This window comes from Sphingomonas pollutisoli, assembly GCF_029167165.1.
Lineage (GTDB): Bacteria > Pseudomonadota > Alphaproteobacteria > Sphingomonadales > Sphingomonadaceae > Sphingomonas > Sphingomonas pollutisoli.
This window is the reverse complement of the sequence record NZ_JARFNJ010000001.1, coordinates 284,248-300,253: the sequence shown is the minus strand read 5'-3', so window position 1 is coordinate 300,253 and position 16,006 is coordinate 284,248. Positions and strand designations below refer to the sequence as shown.

The window sequence follows — 16,006 nt, the reverse complement described above, 5'->3', positions numbered from 1 at the left end:
CGGATAGCATGGCCGCGCGGAAGCGAAATCGGTTGGGAGATCTGCGTGTTCAAGGAGTTCAAGGCATTCATCGCGCGCGGCAACGTGCTCGATCTCGCCGTGGCGGTCATCATCGGCGCCGCATTCGGCAAGATCGTGTCGTCGCTGACCGATGACATCATCATGCCCGTGATCGGCAAGATCACCGGCGGGCTCGATTTCTCCAGCCACTTCCTGATCCTCGGCAAGGTACCCGCCGAACTCGCCGGATCGAGCGATTATGCGGCGCTCAAGAAGGCGGGCGTCGCAGTGTTCGGCTACGGCGCGTTTGTCACCGCGGCGGTCAATTTCCTGATCCTCGCGTTCATCATCTTCCTGCTGGTGCGCAGCGTCCACAAGCTGATGGACAAGCCAAAGGAGCCCGCCGCCGCAGCGCCCGAACCCGCAGACGTCGCGCTGCTGCGCGAGATCCGCGACGAGTTGAAGAAGCGGCCGACGGTGTGACGGCTGGACGGCGCTGACCGTCCAAACCGCCAAGCCGTTCGTCCTGAGCGAAGTCGAAGGACGTGCGTCACGCGCAGCGCTTGGGGCACGCACTTCGACTTCGCTCAGCGCGAACGGAGAGGATGCCCGCGAAGGCGCCAAGCGCGCGTGGGCTATAGATATTTACCGAAAGTTGTCCGCGTAAGCCTGCAGCTTGAGCTTGCGCTCGGGCGCGGGGAGGACGGTGTAGGCGAGTCCCTCGCGCTCGGCATAGGCGATCGCGGCTTCCTGCGTCGGGAATCCGATGCGGATCTGGTCGAGCGTGTCGCCTGATCCGGCCCAGCCGGTCAGCGGATCGGCACGCTTGGCTTCGGCCGGCTCGAAATCGAGCACCCAGCCGTGGGTGCGCGCGCGGCCCGACTGCATCGCGTTCTTCGGGCGCTGGTAAATACGGGCGGTGGCCATGTCTCGTCGATGTCCCTCTTGTACACTTCCCCTTAACGCGCCCCGCGCGCCCTTGCATCCGCGTTTTTCGTGCGCGTCGTCGGATTCGCGCCGGCGGGATCGTCGGGCCAGGGGTGGCGCGGGTAGCGGCCGCGCATTTCGCGCGCCACATCGGCCCAGCTTCCGGCCCAGAAGCCGGGCAGGTCGCGCGTGGTCTGGATCGGGCGGCCGGCGGGTGAGGTGAGGCTCAGCACCAGCGGCACGCGCCCGCCCGCGATCATCGGGTGGGTGGCGAGGCCGAACAGTGCCTGCGGGCGGAGGTCGACGCGCGGGCCGCCCTCGGCGGCGTAATCGATCGGATGGCTGCTGCCGGCGGGCGACTGGAAGTGCGTCGGCGCCTCGGCATCGAGCAGCCGCAGCGTGTCCCAGCCGATCACCCCGCGCAGCGCATCGGCGAGCGCGCCGGGGTCGATCGCGTCGAGCCGGCGTTTGCCGACGAGCAACGGCGTCAACCATTCCTCGGCGCGGTCGAGCAGCGCGGCCTCGTCGATCGCCTCGACGGCACGGCCTTGCGCGCGCAGGAACGCGATGCGCGCGAGCAGCGCCTGCGCCGCGTCGCTCCACGGGAGCAGGCGAAAGCCGCCGCGCTTCACCCCGTCCAACAAGGCCGCGGCGATGGCCTCCGGATCGGCATCGGCGTCGGGGCCGCTCGACAACCGGATCGCGCCGAGCCGCCGCTCGCGCGTCGCGCGTACGCCGCCGGTGGCGGGATCGAAGGTGACGCTGCGATGCGTGACGATCCGGTCGCCGAACAGCGCCTCGACGCTCGCCGGCTCGATCGGCGCGGCCGACAGGATGCGCGCGCCCGCCGCCATCCCTTGCGTCTCGGCGACGGCGAGCCACTCGGCGCGGGCAAGCGAGGATGTCGGATCGAGCTTGAAGCCCCGCCCGCCGACCGACGCCCAGGTCTCGCCGCTGGCATCGCGCCGCTTGGCGATACGATCGGGGAAGGCGAGGGCGATGGCCACGTCTAGCCCTCTCCCCGCGTGCGGGGAGAGGGTTGGGGGAGGGGCCGTGCGAGGCTGTGTCATCTGTGACGGCCCCTCTCCCCGGCCCTCTCCCCGCGAGCGGGGAGAGGGAGGAAGGAGGGACGCCCACCGCGCCGCCAGCCGCCGCGCGGCTTCCGCCCGCGTGCCGCGCTCGCTCCGCCAGCGCCGCAGCCGCATCTCGAGATCGGCATCGGCCCCGCCCAGACCACGCTCGCCGAGCAGCACCGCGACCTCGGCTGCCACCGCGCCCAGCCCGATCTCGCCAGCGCGCACCAGCATGTGCCCGAGCCGAGGTGGCAGCGGCAGCTTGGCGATCGCCGCGCCGTGCGGCGTCGGCCGTCCATCGGCGTCGATCGCCCCGAGCGTGGTCAGCCGCGCGCGCGCCTCGCTGACCGCGGCGTCGGGCGGCGGATCGAGCCACGCCAGCGCGCGCGGATCGTTGACGCCCCATAAAGCGCAATCGAGCGTCAGCGCCGACAGATCGGCTTCGAGGATTTCGGGCGGGTCGAAGCGCGGCAAGCCGGCGGTCGCCGCTTCTTCCCACAACCGGTACGCCACGCCCGGACGCTGGCGCGCGGCGCGGCCGGCGCGCTGGGTCACCGCCGCCTGGCTCGCGCGTTCGGTGACGAGCCGGGTCATGCCCGCCGCCCGGTCATAGCGCGGGCGGCGCGCGAGGCCGGAATCGACCACCACCGCAATGCCGTCGAGCGTCAGGCTGGTCTCGGCGATCGACGTGGCCAGCACCACCTTGCGCCGGCCCTGCGGATCGGGCTGGATCGCGGCGCGCTGCGCGACAGGGTCAAGCGTGCCGTGCAGCCGGTGCAGCGCGATGCCATCGCCCAGCGCGTCAAGCCGCTCGGCGGTGCGCTCGATCTCGCCGACCCCGGGCAGGAAGGCGAGGATGCCGCCCTCCGCCTCGCGCAGCGCGGTCCGCACCGCCGCCGCGACCGAATCCTCGATCCGCGCCTCGGCGGCGCGGCCGAGATGGCGTAGCGTCAGCGGGAACATCCGCCCCGCGCTCTCGATCACCGGCGCCGCGCCCATCAGCGCCGAGAAGCGCGCGCCGTCGAGCGTCGCCGACATCGCCACCAGCCGCAGGTCGGGGCGCAATCCCGCTTGCGCATCAAGTGCGAGCGCCAGCCCGAAATCGCTGTCGAGGCTGCGCTCATGCACCTCGTCGAACAGCACAGCCGACACGCCTGCCAGCTCGGGGTCGGACTGGATGCGGTTGACGAAGATCCCCTCGGTCAGCACCGTCACCCGCGTCGCGGCCGAGCGCTTGCTGTCCATCCGGGTCGCATAGCCGAACGTGCGCCCGACCGGCTCGCCCGCCAGCGCCGCCATCCGCTCGGCGGCGGCGCGCGCGGCGAGCCGGCGCGGGGAGAGCAGCAGCACCTCGCCGTCGCACCAGGGTTCGCCCAGTAAGGCGGGCGCGACCGCGGTCGTCTTGCCCGCGCCCGGCGGCGCGACCAGCACCGCGTTCGATCCTGCCCGCAGGGCGGCGAGCAGGTCCGGCAGAACGGCAAGAACGGGGAGGGGGGGATCGGCCACGGCGGCGTTCTACGCGCTGTCGTGCGGAACGCCAGCCCCGGCGGCGGTTTGTTCCTTGTCAAAAGCACCCGTTCGTGCTGAGCGCAGTCGAAGCACGTGCCCGGAGCAATTGGCTGTCGTGCTAGGCACGTGCTTCGACTTCGCTCAGCACGAACGGAGATATGCTGGACGAACGTCCCCAGCATGCCGAGAAGTCGCATCGGCAACGTCATACCCGCGTCCTAGTATCACCTGCGCCGGGGGTGCTACGGCACGCCAAAGCGATACGCGGAGTTTCCCTTGGGCGGCCATCATCACCACGCGCACGATCACGCCGGCCACGATCATGGCCATTCGCACGGCGGGCATGGCCATGGGCACGGCCATGTCCACGCGCCGGCCGCGTTCGACCGCGCGTTCGCGATCGGCATTTCGCTCAACATCGTGTTCGTCGGGGTCGAGGCGGGGTTCGGGTTCGTCGCGCATTCGGTCGCGCTGCTCGCCGATGCCGGGCACAATCTGTCCGACGTGCTCGGCCTCGCGATCGCCTGGGGCGGCGCGACGCTGGCGCGGCGCGCGGCGACCAAGCGCTTCACCTATGGCCTCAAGGGTTCGACGATCCTCGCCGCGTTGCTCAACGCGCTGTTCCTGCTCGTCGCGCTGGGCGCGATCATCCTCGAGGCGGCGCAGCGGCTCGCCGCGCCCGCGCCCGTCGCCGGGGCGACCGTATCGATCGTCGCGGGCGTAGGCATCGTCGTCAATCTTGCCACCGCGTTGCTCTTCGCGCGCGGGCGCAAGGACGATATCAACATCCGTGGCGCGTTCCTCCACATGGCCGCCGACGCGGCGGTGTCGGCGGGGGTGGTGATCGTCGGCGGGATCATCCTGCTCACCGGCACGACCTGGCTCGATCCGGCGGTGAGCATCGTCATCGCGCTGCTGATCGTGTGGCAGACGTGGGGGTTGCTGCGCGAATCGGTCGAAATGTCGCTATCGGCGGTGCCGCGCGCGATCGATTACGACGCGGTGGGCGAGGCGCTCCGGGCGCTGCCCGGCGTGACGCAGATCCACGATCTCCACATCTGGCCGATGAGCACGACCGAGACTGTGTTGACCACGCATTTGCTGATGCCCGGCGGCCATCCGGGCGACGCCTTTCTGATGGAGACGCAGGCGATGCTGCGCGCGCGCTTCGGCATCGGCCATGCGACCGTGCAGGTCGAGACCAGCGAATGCGCGGTGGACTGCTAGTTACGTTCCGTTCGTCCCGAGCGTAGTCGCGGGACATGCCCGGCACGCAGGTGCCTCGACTTCGCTCGGCACGAACGGTTGGTGTACCGCTCGCCGCTTCAGCCCGGATCGCGCGCCAGCCACCATTTGAGCAGGGCCGCCGTCTCGCCTGGCTGTTCGAGCGCGGGCAGGTGCCCGCAGGCGTCGAACCGGTGGAGGTGGGCACCCGGAATCAGCCGCGCGATCTCCTCGGCCTCGTGCGGCGGCGTGATCTGGTCGCCGTCACCCACCGCCACCAGCGTCGGCACACGCAAGCCGGGAAGGACGGGGCGCATATCGACGCGATCGAGGATCGCATGCTGCTGGCGCAGGAACGCGGCGCCGCCGACCCGGAGCGCCATCGCCTTGAGCGCCTCGGCGACAGGCCCCTCGGTCTTGTCGGGATGGACGAGCCGATCGAGCAACGCCCGCGTGATGCCGACGAACCGCCCGCGTTCGAGCGAGGCCATGCCGATCCGACGCTGCGCCGCCCGCTCGGCCGAATCGGCGCGCGCACTGGTGTCGAGCAGCGCCACCGAGGAAACCCGCTCGGGCGCCTGCCGCAGGATTTCGAGCGCGACATAGCCGCCCATCGACAGCGCGACGAGCGCGAAGCGTGCCGGCGCCACCGCTAGCACGCGCCGGGCCATCGCCGGGATGCTGTCGTCGAGCGTCAGGTCGGCGACCAGCGGCGCGACGTGGGGCGCGAGCGCGTCGATCTGCGGGCGCCACAGCGCCGCGTCGCAGAGCAGGCCGGGCAGGAACACGGTCGGCATCAGCGACGGCACGGCCGACGGGGCCGGGGCATGATCGTCAACGGCGGCAAACCCAAAAGCGTCGAAATCGGTGAACATGGCGAATCTCCGACCGACAATCTGGTCTCGCCGGTGCCATCTGTCTAATATCTCGCGGCTACGATTTCGATAGCTTTTGGAGATGGCATGGAATTGCGGCATGTGCGCTACTTTCTCGCGGTGGCCGAGGAGGGGAATTTCACCCGCGCCGCGCGGCGGCTCGGCATCGGCCAGCCGCCGCTCAGCCAGCAGATCCGGGATCTCGAGGAGGAGATCGGCGCGCGCCTGTTCCACCGCATCCCCCAGGGTGCGGAACTCACCGAGGCGGGCGAAGCGTTCCGCGCGGGCGTGCGCGGCCTTCCCGCCTTGGCCGAGGCCGCGATCCACGCCGCGCAACGCGCCGCGCGCGGAGAGACGGGTGCGCTGCGGGTCGGCTTCACCGGCTCGGCCGCGTTCAACCCGATCGTGCCCGCCGTGATCCGCGGCTACCGCCGCCGCTTCCCCGATATCGACCTGACGCTGCGCGAGGGCAATTCGCTCGAGCTGGTCGCCGCGCTGCGTGACGACATGCTCGACGCGGCATTCCTGCGCCCCGATTCGGTGGACCGGGCCGGCCTCCACCTCCACACGCTCGATGACGAACCGCTGGTCGCGGCGCTGCCCGCCGCCCACCCCGCCGCGACCGCCGACGCGCTGCCGCTCGCCGCGCTCGCGGGCGAGGCGTTCGTGCTCACCCCGCGCGATCTCGGCCCGACGCTGTTCGACGCGGCGATCGCCGCGTGCCGCGACGCCGGGTTCGAGCCGATCCTCGGCCAGTCCGCCCCGCAGATCGCCTCGGTGCTCGCCTTCGTCGCCGCTGAGCTCGGCGTGTCGCTGGTGCCGGGTTCGATGCGGATGGCGCTGATCCAGGGCGTCGCCTACCGCGACCTCACCGACATTCGCCGCAGCGCGCGGATGGCGATCGCCTATCGCCGCGGCGACGTCTCCACCGCGCTGCGCCACTTCGCCGAAGAGGCGCGCGCGCATGCGGTGGTGGCCGGATGATGCTTGGATGGGGGCAGGATTCGACCCAAGCGCATTGATTCCCGCGGCTGGTCAGCCTGCTCACCATCTCAGCGCATCAACAAACGGATGGAGCGCCGGCGTGATTTGGCGGCTGGGGTAGATATGGCACCCAAGATCGTGTGGGCACCAGTCATCAAGCACCTGCACCAGTCGGCCCTCAACGATTTCCGCTGCCACGTCGTGCTCCATCAGCAAGGGCGGTGGCGCATTCACAACGCCACGTTCGCCGGTCCGGGGACCACTTGATCGCGCACGCCGCGGGTGGCGGCGGTGGTGAAGTCGGTCACGTGGTCGAGCGCGAAGACGCGACCACGCGGCGCGCGCACGGCGAGGAAGCTGGCGCCATCCACATCCTCGAGCCGGAAGGCCGCGCGGGGATCGGGCGCGGTCGTCTCGACCTCGACATTGCTCATCCGTAGCCCCCGCGCGTGACGCACGAAGAATCCGCTCGCCGGCAAATCGCCGAACATGGTCGCCTCGGGATAGCCGAGTTCGTTTTCGGGCGCGGTCAGCGTGGCCATCGCGGCCGGCGCGCCGCCGACGTGCTGGAAATGGCAGTCGCTGATCTGCACGTCCTCGATCGGATGGCCGGGCAACCCGGCGATCACCGATGGGAGCAGGTTCGCGCCCGAACTCGACACGTTCTGGATCAGCACGCGCTTGAGCGTACCGATCGGACGTCCCGCCGGGCCGCGCATCCGCCGGCCAAGCCGCAGGAACAGCGGACCGTCGATGGTGCCGCGCATCGCGATGTTGCTGATCGTGACGTCTTCGATCGTCGCGCCATCAACAGTCTCGAGCGCGATGCCGCGACTGTCCTCTATCACGCAATTGCTGATCGTGATGTTGCGGAAGCCACCGTTCGATTCGGTGCCGCACTTGATTCGCCCGTGGATCTTGGGCGCGAAATCGGCGGGCATCTTCTTCCAGCTACCGTCAATCACCGAGCCGACCTGATAATTGCCGGTAACGTAGCAATTGGTGATCGTCAGGTTTTCGGTTGTGCGCGGATAGCCGAGCGCGAAGCTCGATTTGGGGCAAATGCCATCGTCGTAAGGCGAGTTGACCGTGCAATTGCTGACGCGGACGTTGCGGCAACAGTCGATGTCCATGCCGTCGCGATTGGTATCGATGATGAGATTGTCGATCGTGAGATTGTCGACACCGGTGGCGAGGATGCCGAACCAGCCGCCTTCGAGCAGCCGGAAGTCGCGCAGCAGCACGTTGTGACAGTTCTTGAGCGCGATCGCCTTGTTGCCGGTTCCCGGCCCATTGGGATCTTTGAGCCACCCATCCTTGCCGTCACCGCGACCGAGGCCCTTGCCCCAGATCAGCCCGCCGCCGGCGATGGCGATGTCGTGTAATCCCTCACCGTGGATCAGGCTGTTGCGCCAGTGGCTATGGCCAAAATCCTGGAAGTGTTCGTAGGCCGGATCGATCGGCTCGGCGCGGTCGTAACCCGCGTCGCCCTGCGGCGCGGCGGCGAGCAGAATCGCGCCGGGATCGAGGTGGAGCGTCACCGCGCTCATCAGCCGTATCGTGTAGCTGGCGTAGTGGCCGGCCGGGAAATAGACGGTGCCGCCGCCGCGTGCCGCTGCTGCGGCAATTGCGCGATTGATCGCGGCCGTATCGATGGTCTTGCCGTCACCGCGCGCGCCGAAGCGGCGCGCGTCGAGCCAGCCAGCGTCGGCTGCGAAGGCGCTCCGCGGGAGCATGGCGGCGAGCGCCGCGGCGCCGCCGGACAGGAGGAGGTCTCGACGCTTCATGGACACGCTCCGCAAGAAAAAGGCCCGGCCGGCATGATGCCGGCCGGGAAGAGGGGAAGCGATCAGAACTTCGCGGTGATGCCGAAGAAGAATTCGGTGCCCATCACGTCGTAAGTCGCTGAAAACGTGTTCGCACTTGGCCCTTGGGTGGTGATCGGCGGGTTCTGGTTGAAGATGTTGTTCGCACCGCCGAATAGCTGGAAGGTTTTCGCGACGTCGTAGCTGAACGACAGATCGAAATAATGCCGGTCGGGCAGCTTGGGATAGACCAAGGTGTTGAGCGCCGGAGTCGCGGTCGAACCCTGGCGCAGCGGCACCAGATATCGATCGGTGGTCACCGGGCCGATGTAGCGGTGGCGCAGCGACAGGCTGAGCGGCCCCGTTTCCCACGTCACGCGGCTGGTACCACGCCAGATCGGCAGCGGCTGGCCGCAGGTCGGGCCGTACGATCCCTCGCAGTGGTTCTGGAGGTTAGGGAACGCTGCGACCGGCACCGAGGTGAAGTCGTTCAACCAGGTGAAGGTGCTGCTGAGGTCGATCGAACTGGTCTCGCCCAGGCCCGGGAAACCGAAGCCGAGGTTGAAGCGGTACCGCGCGGCGAAGTCCAGCCCCGACGTCCGCAACGATCCAGTATTGGCGTTGAGGATCTTGGCGACGTAGGGATCGTTGATCTCGCCGGTGGTCGGGTTGCGCTGAACGGCCTGGCAATACGGGCTGCTCGCGTCCTGGATGACGGTGTAGCAGAGGTTGAGCGTGTTCTGCAGACCGCCGCCCAGCGACGAAATCGCGCCATCCAGCTTGATGTTGAAATAATCGACGCTGAACAGCAGGCGCGGCGCGAACGCCGGCGTGAACACCGCGCCAGCGGTGTAGGTGTCGGACTTCTCGGCGGCGAGGTTCGGGTTGCCGCCGAAGTCCGCCGGGATGATCGTGTTGGGCTGCACCGCCGCGGTGAAGACGTTGGCGGCGGGCACGCCGGTCGCCTGGCAGACGGCCCGCACCGACGCGGTCTGCAGCGCGGCGGAGCCGCGGTTGGAGCAGGGATCGGTCGCAACGCTGGTCACGCGGTTGACGCCGCCGTACAGTTCCGAGACGTTGGGCGCGCGGATCGCGCGCTGATACTGGCCGCGCAGTGCGATGCTGCGGTTCACGCGCCAGTCGAGCCCGCCCAGATACGTCCAGTTGCCGCCGATTCCCTTCAGATCATAGTCCGAATAGCGGAACGCCGCATTGGCGGTGAGGTTCTGGATGAACGGCGTATCGTGGATCAGCGGCACGCGGACCTCGCCGAAGCCCTCTTTCACGCTCACGCTGCCCTGTGTCGGCAGCCCGGGGTTGAAACCGGCGACATCGCCCGACGCAAGGAAGCTGTCGGGGGAGAACACCGCATCGGTCTTGCGCCACTCGAAGCCCGACGAGAAGCCAACCTTGCCGGCCGGAAGGCGGAACAGGGTACCGGTGATGCTGCCTTGCGCCACCTGTTGCGTCGCGACGGTGCTGTTGGTCGCGCTGATCCGGATCGCGGCGGCGCAGGCTTCGGTGATCTGCGCGCCGAAGATGTCACACACCGGCGCCGCGCCGTTCTGCGACAATACCGCCGCCTGGACGCGGCTACGCGACAGTGCGTTCTGGAGCAGCAGCGTGTCTTCGCTGCGCGAATAGGTGTAATAGACGTCGTACTTCAGGTCGCTGAGGAAATTCTCGCTCACGTCCCCCAAGCCGCCGCGGAAGCCCCACGCGCCGCGGAACACGTTGCGCCGCTCGCTCGCCATGCGCGGGCCGACTTCGACATAGCGACGTCCGGCGGTGATCTGGGCGAGACCATCATTGGGGCGGTTGGTGTATGTGGCGGTTCCCGCCGACACGGTGCTGTTGCCGGTCTCCGATCGGTCGAGCACGCCGAGCACGTTTTGCAGCGCGGGCGACAGATAGGGATTGTTGACGTTGAACAGCATCGGCGAGCCGATGTTGGTCGGCGCGAGCCGCGCGTTCACCTCGTTGTGGCTATAGTGCAGCTCCATATAGCCGGTGATGGTGTCGGTGAAATCATAATGGCCGAAGCTGTTGATCATCCACCGTTTCTGCGGCTGGATCAGGTAATTGTCGGGGCCGAGATTGAAGTCGTCCTGCGGCGTCAGCGCTGGACGCGCGACCGTACCCGCGCTGTTGAAGGTGAAACCGCGCGAGGTCAGGCCCGACAGGCCCGCGGCGGCATAAGCGGCGTTTAGCGCTGCGTTGGAGCCGCCGGCTGCGGGGATACCCGAGAAGCGGCCGTTGGGGATGTCGCCTGACCCGCTGGCGATGAAACCGAGCTGCCCGCCGCCGCCGGTGCAGCTTTGCCCGGCGGCCGGCGTGAACGGCGTGCCGGGTCGGGTGGCGCTGCCCGATCCCGGCACGACGCACCCATCGGCAAGACTTAGATAGGCGAAGCTGCCGCGATCACCGCGCGTGATGGCGCCGCGATTGAGGTAATTGCCCGACACGACGAGGTTGCCGCGCCCTTCGGAGAAATTGCCGCCCATCGTGAGATCGAAATTATAGGTCGGCGTGCCGGTGGGCCGGTCGACGTTGACCTGCGCGCGCGCTTCCACGCCCGAGAAATCCTCGCGCATGATGAAGTTGATGACGCCGGTGATCGCATCCGAGCCGTAGACCGCCGAGCTGCCGCCCGTGACGATTTCGGTGCGCGCGATCAAAGATGAGGGGATGGTGTTGAGATCGACGACTTGCTCGGGTCCGAAAATCGCGAACCGGCGGCCGTTGACGAGCACGAGGTTGCGGGTCGAACCGAACCCGCGCAGGTTCACATCGGCATAGCCGCCCGGCACGGTGTTGGACGTCGCGCCGCCAAGCTGGGAGGCGACCACCTGCGGCACTTGCTCGAGCGTCTTGTCGATGTTGACGTTGCCCGAAAGCTTGATGTCCTGCTGGTTGAACACGTTTACCGGTGTCGAAGCGTCGAAGCCGCTGCGCGCGATGCGCGACCCGGTGACGACGACGTCCTGCGCGACGGGTTCCGTCGCCGGCACGCCTGGCGCGATAGCCTGACCGTCGCTGTCGCCCGATTGCGTGGGAGCCGACTGTGACATGTTTCCGATCGACGGAGCGGCGGTCTGCGCCGCCAGCGGGCTTGCTATTGCTAGCGCTAGCACGCCTGCGGTTGCACCGCTCAGAAGCCGCCGGCGGGCGGCCTTGGTGTTTGGCATTGATATCCTCCCTTTGTACGCCTGCGGCGTGATCATTTGATCGCAACGATCTTGGTCGTCTTGATCGAGCCCGTCCGCGCCATCTTGCTAGCGCTGGCATAGCCCACTTGTTGAGACGAATGTCTATGGTATGAGAAACATATTCGTCAAGTGCGCACCGCACTACGGCTTGGGAGAGACCGAACGATGAAGATCGCCAGATGCGTTACAGCGTGCGTCGCCGTGCTGGCATTCTCCTGCGGTCTTGCCGACGCGAACGGCGGAGGCGCTCGATCGCGCTTCACCAATCCGATTCTGTTCGCCGATTACTCCGACCCCGACGCGATTCGCGTCGGCCGCGACTATTATCTTGTCGCTTCGAGCTTCCACTTCTCTCCCGGCCTACCCGTGCTGCACTCCACCGACCTCGTCCACTGGACGATCATCGGCCATGTCCTCCCCAAGCTGCCGTTTGCGTCCGAATATGACATGCCCGGCCCCCACACGCTGACCGACGCGATTTCGAAGCCCGTCGGCGGGACACGCTATGCGAGCGGTGTCTGGGCGCCGGCGATCCGATACCACGCGGGCAAGTTCTTCGTGTACTGGCCGACGCCGGACGAGGGTATCTTCATGGCCACCGCGACCAATCCGGCCGGCCCATGGAGCACACCGACCGCGGTGATTGCGCAGGCGGGGCTGGAAGATCCGTGCCCGTTCTGGGACGATGACGGCACCGCGTGGCTCATCCACAGTCGAACCGGTGCCGGGCCGCTGATCCTCCACCGGATGAGCGCCGACGGTACCCGCGTGCTCGACGCCGGAACCGTCGTCGCGGAGGACAAGGTGCGCCTACCGACGCTCGAAGGCCCCAAGCTCTACAAGCGCGCGGGCTGGTACTACATATTCGCGCCCTACGGCGGTGTCGCGACCGGCCCGCAAGCGGTCGTGCGCGCGCGCGACATTCGGGGGCCATACGAATGGCGGACCGTGCTCAAGCCCGGCACGAGCGGCGTGCAGGGACCGCATCAGGGCGCGTGGATCGAGACCCCGTCAGGGCAAGGTTGGTTTCTTCACTTCAATTCGACCGGCGCGTTCGGACGGATCGATTATCTCGAACCCTTGCGCTGGATCGATGATTGGCCGGTGATCGGCGACCCGATCGCGGGTGACGCGGAGGCCGGGCAGCCGGTCGCGTCGGCGCCCATGCCAGATACGGGAAGTCCGCCCACCCGGGATCAGATCCAGGCGTCGGACGACTTCGCGTCGCCGCGCCTTGGGGTGCAATGGGAATGGAATCATAATCCGGACGATCGCGCATGGAGTCTAACCGTTCGTCCCGGCTGGTTGCGGCTGACCGCGCTGCGAAGCGATCATCTGGTGACGGCTCGCAACACCCTGACGCAGATCCTGCATGGCCCGTCCAGCCGGATCAGCACACGGATCGACGTGTCGCGAATGCGCGATGGTCAGCGTGCTGGCCTGTCGTTGTTCGGTGTCGGGCCGAGTTGGATCGGCATCGCGCAGGATGATGGTGTACGGCGGATCACACTCGCGTCGAAAGGGGCCGAAACCCCCGGACCGAGAGTATCCGGCCTCACCGTGACGCTGCGTGCGGACGTCGCCTCCGACCAGACCGTGCGCTACAGCTATAGCCTCGACGGTAGACGTTTCCTCCCGTTCGGCGACGCGATCGCGCTCGCCAAATTCTCATGGTGGAAGGGATCGCGGCCGGCCTTGTTCAGCTTCACCCACGCCGTGCCGGGCGGCAGCATCGATGTCGATTCCTTTCAGGTGGAGCAGCCATGACCATCGACCGTCGCCTCTTCCTCGCCAACACCGCCGCAGCGCTCGCGCTGCCCGCTGCGACGCGCGCCGCGCCGGTGGCGAGCGACACGCCCGTTTTCGTGACCGCCAACACGCGCTGGCAGACCGCCTATGACAAAGCTCTGGCGGTGCTCGCCGGCAACGTGCGCGTGCTACCATATGTGCCAGATCCGGTGTTGATCGAGGGCGCGCAATATCAGGGCATCTGGCAGGAGTGCGGACCGCACGAGGCGCTCGTCTATCGCCATTGGCGGCCCGACGTGGCGCGTGCGAGCCATCGGACCTTCTTCGATCTCCAGCGCGCGGACGGACAACTGCCCGCCAACAACAAGCTGACAGAAACCGGCTTTGGCCAGATTCAAATGGTGGTGCCGATCGCCGCGACGGCGTGGGAGCTCGCGCGCGCGACCGGCGACGGTGAATTGCTGGAAGCCGCATATCGCGCCTGCTCGGCCTGGGATGGATGGTTGATGCGCCATCGCAACACCCGCGGCACCGGGTTGATCGAAGGATTCTGCACGTATGACACGGGCCATGACAACAGCCCGCGCTGGGCTGGCGTGCCCAACCAGTGTCCAAACAAGGACGCACGGCGCTTCCCGCAGGGTTTCGCCTTGCCGCGGCTGTGCCCGGATTTGTCGGCCACCGTTCACGGCGGACGCCGGGCACTCGCGGAGATGGCGCGGGCGCTCGGCCGGACGGCGGATGCTGCCCGTTGGGACGAGCAGGCCGAGGCGATCCGGCGGTTGATCCTCGACCGGCTCTACGTCGCGGAGGACGCCGCCTTCTACGACCTTGACGCCGACGATCGCTTCGTTCGGGTCCGGGGCGACATTCTCACGCGTGTCGTTGGAGAGCATGTCGTTGACCAGCGAACTTTCGATTCGCTGTGGCAGCACCAACTCGGCAATTCGAAGGCGTTCTGGACGCCCTACCCATTGCCCTCGATAGCGTTGGATGATCCGACGTTCGTGCGGCCGATACCAGGGAACAGTTGGGGCGGCGCCGCGCAGGCGTTGACCGCGCTGCGCACCGGGCGGTGGATGGACCATTATCGGCGCTCGGCTGAGTTCGGCACGCTGATGAATCAATGGTGCGAGGCGATTCAGCGCGACCCGAGCTTCCGTCAGCAAATCGACCCGGTGACCGGTGCATTCACCCAGGCGGACTCTGTGGGCTATTCGCCGTCGGCGTTGGTGATGGTCGATTTCACTTGGCGGCTGGTCGGCGTGCAACCGGCTGGCGAGGAATTACATTGGAACTGCCGCCCGCAGCATCCCGCCGCGCAAGGCACGCGCTTGGAGTTGAAGACCGATCGAGGGCGTCTTGCCACACTCTCCTATGACGCGCGCGGCGTTACGTTGCATCTCGATGCCGTTCGCGTTGCACGGATAGACGGTGGCAGTGTCCGGCTCGTCACGGATGCAAACGGCAAGCTGCTGCGATTGACCGGATTTGAAGCGCTCCCGCAGTCGCTGACGCTTCGGCTGAGGGATGGACGTCCGCAGCGCCTCGTCGTCGCCGCCAACACGGACGTGCCGCTTCAGGTTTGATGCGGCGGCGGCGCGCTCGATTCCCCGGCGATCAGGACGAGTTCGGCGCGAGCCACCTGGGTGATCGGCAACCCGCCGAGCCGGTCAAGCAATTGCCGAGTCGCCTGGCGCGCCATCTCGTCGAACGGGCGCCGCACTGTCGTCAGTGCGGGCGTCAGCATTTGCGCGAGTATGCTGCCGTCGAAGCCTACGACCGAGAGTCCGCTCGGCACGCCGACGCTGCGTGCGGCAGCGACCTTCAACACCGCCGCCGCCATGATATCGTTAGCCGCGAAAATCGCTGTCGGGGGTTCGGGAAGCGCCAGGAACGCCTCGGCTGGCGCCAAGGCCGAGGTGAAGCCGTAATCGCCCTCGGCCTCGACGAGCAGCGGCAAGCCGGCCTCTTCGAGCGCTTCGAGAAAGCCCAGCCGGCGTTCGACCGCGGAGACCATATCCTGCGGGCCCGTCACCATCGCGATCCGCTTATGCCCCAGACCAACCAGATAGCGCGCCACCTCCGCGGCGGCGCGGCGTTCCTCGGAGATTATGACAGACGCATAGCCCTCGACCGGGGTTGCCGAAAGCGCCACGGCCGGCACGCCCTCCTCGGCCAATGCAGCGGCAAGGCCGGGGATGCCCGAGACCGGCGGCAGCACGAGAACTCCGTCGACCCGTGAGCGATGGACGAAATCCATGACGTCTTCGATCGCGCGGTTGTTCACCGGCGGGGTCGAGTGCATTATAAGCTCATACCCTTCAGGGGCGGCCTCGCCGACGATGCCGCGCTGCACCGCTTCGAGCACCAGTGCATTGCGATCATTGTGGACCATACCGATCAGGAACGATCGTCCCATCGCGAGCGCGCGCGCACGCGCGCTCGGCCGGAAATTGAGCCGGACGATCGCCGCCTCGATCTTTTCACGCGTCGCGGCATTGACCTTCGGCGAGTGGTTGAGGACACGCGACACCGTGCGGATCGATACGCCCGCCGCCTCCGCGACGTCGGTTATGGTGGGGTCGGCACTGGAGTGGCGTTCCGTCTGTCGCAATAGCGTCCCTTCCGGCCTTTTGCTCGCCGCATGA

The 16,006-nt window shown here is 67.7% G+C and carries 11 protein-coding genes; 5 read left to right on the top strand and 6 right to left on the bottom strand.

Features of this window, described 5'->3' with window-relative positions:
* The first annotated feature begins 45 nt into the window (after positions 1-45).
* Positions 46-483: a large conductance mechanosensitive channel protein MscL gene (gene mscL, locus PX554_RS01315; protein ID WP_275498296.1), complete on the top strand. Its 438-nt coding sequence runs from the start codon at positions 46-48 to the stop codon at positions 481-483.
* A gap of 162 nt (positions 484-645) precedes the next feature.
* On the opposite strand, the gene PX554_RS01310 is transcribed toward mscL, so the two are convergent.
* Positions 646-927 carry an ETC complex I subunit gene (locus PX554_RS01310; RefSeq protein WP_093225347.1) on the bottom strand — a complete coding sequence of 94 codons (282 nt, stop codon included), beginning with the start codon at positions 925-927 and terminating at the stop codon, positions 646-648.
* A 32-nt stretch (positions 928-959) separates the two neighbouring features.
* Positions 960-3,506 carry an ATP-dependent helicase HrpB gene (gene hrpB, locus PX554_RS01305; RefSeq protein WP_275498293.1) on the bottom strand — a complete coding sequence of 849 codons (2,547 nt, stop codon included), beginning with the start codon at positions 3,504-3,506 and terminating at the stop codon, positions 960-962.
* 279 nt (positions 3,507-3,785) lie between these two features.
* On the opposite strand from hrpB, the gene PX554_RS01300 reads away from it, so the two are divergent.
* Positions 3,786-4,736: a cation diffusion facilitator family transporter gene (locus tag PX554_RS01300; RefSeq protein WP_275498291.1), complete on the top strand. Its 951-nt coding sequence runs from the start codon at positions 3,786-3,788 to the stop codon at positions 4,734-4,736.
* 98 nt (positions 4,737-4,834) lie between these two features.
* On the opposite strand, the gene PX554_RS01295 is transcribed toward PX554_RS01300, so the two are convergent.
* The gene (locus tag PX554_RS01295) at positions 4,835-5,608 is read right to left on the bottom strand and encodes an alpha/beta fold hydrolase (RefSeq protein WP_275498288.1); all 774 of its coding nucleotides are present in this window, start codon (positions 5,606-5,608) and stop codon (positions 4,835-4,837) included.
* An 87-nt stretch (positions 5,609-5,695) separates the two neighbouring features.
* Between PX554_RS01295 and PX554_RS01290 the strand changes: the two genes are divergently transcribed.
* The gene (locus PX554_RS01290) at positions 5,696-6,592 is read left to right on the top strand and encodes a LysR substrate-binding domain-containing protein (RefSeq protein WP_275498286.1); all 897 of its coding nucleotides are present in this window, start codon (positions 5,696-5,698) and stop codon (positions 6,590-6,592) included.
* Between the two features lie 230 nt (positions 6,593-6,822).
* Here the strand turns inward: PX554_RS01290 and PX554_RS01285 are convergent, their stop codons facing one another.
* Both PX554_RS01285 and PX554_RS01280 read right to left on the bottom strand, forming a co-directional pair.
* Complete coding sequence (locus PX554_RS01285; RefSeq protein WP_275498283.1) at positions 6,823-8,379, bottom strand: rhamnogalacturonidase; 1,557 nt, start codon at positions 8,377-8,379, stop codon at positions 6,823-6,825.
* A gap of 62 nt (positions 8,380-8,441) precedes the next feature.
* Entirely contained in the window at positions 8,442-11,468 is a 3,027-nt protein-coding gene (locus PX554_RS01280) for a TonB-dependent receptor domain-containing protein (RefSeq protein ID WP_275498281.1), read from the bottom strand.
* Between the two features lie 303 nt (positions 11,469-11,771).
* Between PX554_RS01280 and PX554_RS01275 the strand changes: the two genes are divergently transcribed.
* Together PX554_RS01275 and PX554_RS01270 are read left to right on the top strand one after the other, a co-directional pair.
* Positions 11,772-13,373: a glycoside hydrolase family 43 protein gene (locus tag PX554_RS01275; RefSeq protein ID WP_275498279.1), complete on the top strand. Its 1,602-nt coding sequence runs from the start codon at positions 11,772-11,774 to the stop codon at positions 13,371-13,373.
* On the top strand, positions 13,370-14,944 hold the full coding sequence (locus PX554_RS01270) for an MGH1-like glycoside hydrolase domain-containing protein (protein WP_275498276.1): 1,575 nt from the start codon (positions 13,370-13,372) through the stop codon (positions 14,942-14,944). Before PX554_RS01275 ends, PX554_RS01270 begins: the two co-directional genes overlap by 4 nt.
* On the opposite strand, the gene PX554_RS01265 is transcribed toward PX554_RS01270, so the two are convergent.
* Positions 14,935-15,972, bottom strand: coding sequence for a LacI family DNA-binding transcriptional regulator (locus PX554_RS01265; protein ID WP_275498274.1), 1,038 nt, complete (start codon positions 15,970-15,972; stop codon positions 14,935-14,937). The genes PX554_RS01270 and PX554_RS01265 overlap by 10 nt on opposite strands.
* Between the last annotated feature and the right edge of the window lie 34 nt (positions 15,973-16,006).

Excerpts from the sequence above, each read along its gene's own strand:
- PX554_RS01310 (WP_093225347.1), bottom strand. The coding sequence starts at position 927 with ATGGCCACCGCCCGTATTTACCAGCGCCCGAAGAACGCGATGCAGTCG.
- PX554_RS01295 (WP_275498288.1), bottom strand. The coding sequence starts at position 5,608 with ATGTTCACCGATTTCGACGCTTTTGGGTTTGCCGCCGTTGACGATCAT.
- PX554_RS01290 (WP_275498286.1), top strand. The coding sequence starts at position 5,696 with ATGGAATTGCGGCATGTGCGCTACTTTCTCGCGGTGGCCGAGGAGGGG.
- PX554_RS01285 (WP_275498283.1), bottom strand. The coding sequence starts at position 8,379 with ATGAAGCGTCGAGACCTCCTCCTGTCCGGCGGCGCCGCGGCGCTCGCC.
- PX554_RS01280 (WP_275498281.1), bottom strand. The coding sequence starts at position 11,468 with ATGTCACAGTCGGCTCCCACGCAATCGGGCGACAGCGACGGTCAGGCT.
- PX554_RS01275 (WP_275498279.1), top strand. The coding sequence starts at position 11,772 with ATGAAGATCGCCAGATGCGTTACAGCGTGCGTCGCCGTGCTGGCATTC.
- PX554_RS01270 (WP_275498276.1), top strand. The coding sequence starts at position 13,370 with ATGACCATCGACCGTCGCCTCTTCCTCGCCAACACCGCCGCAGCGCTC.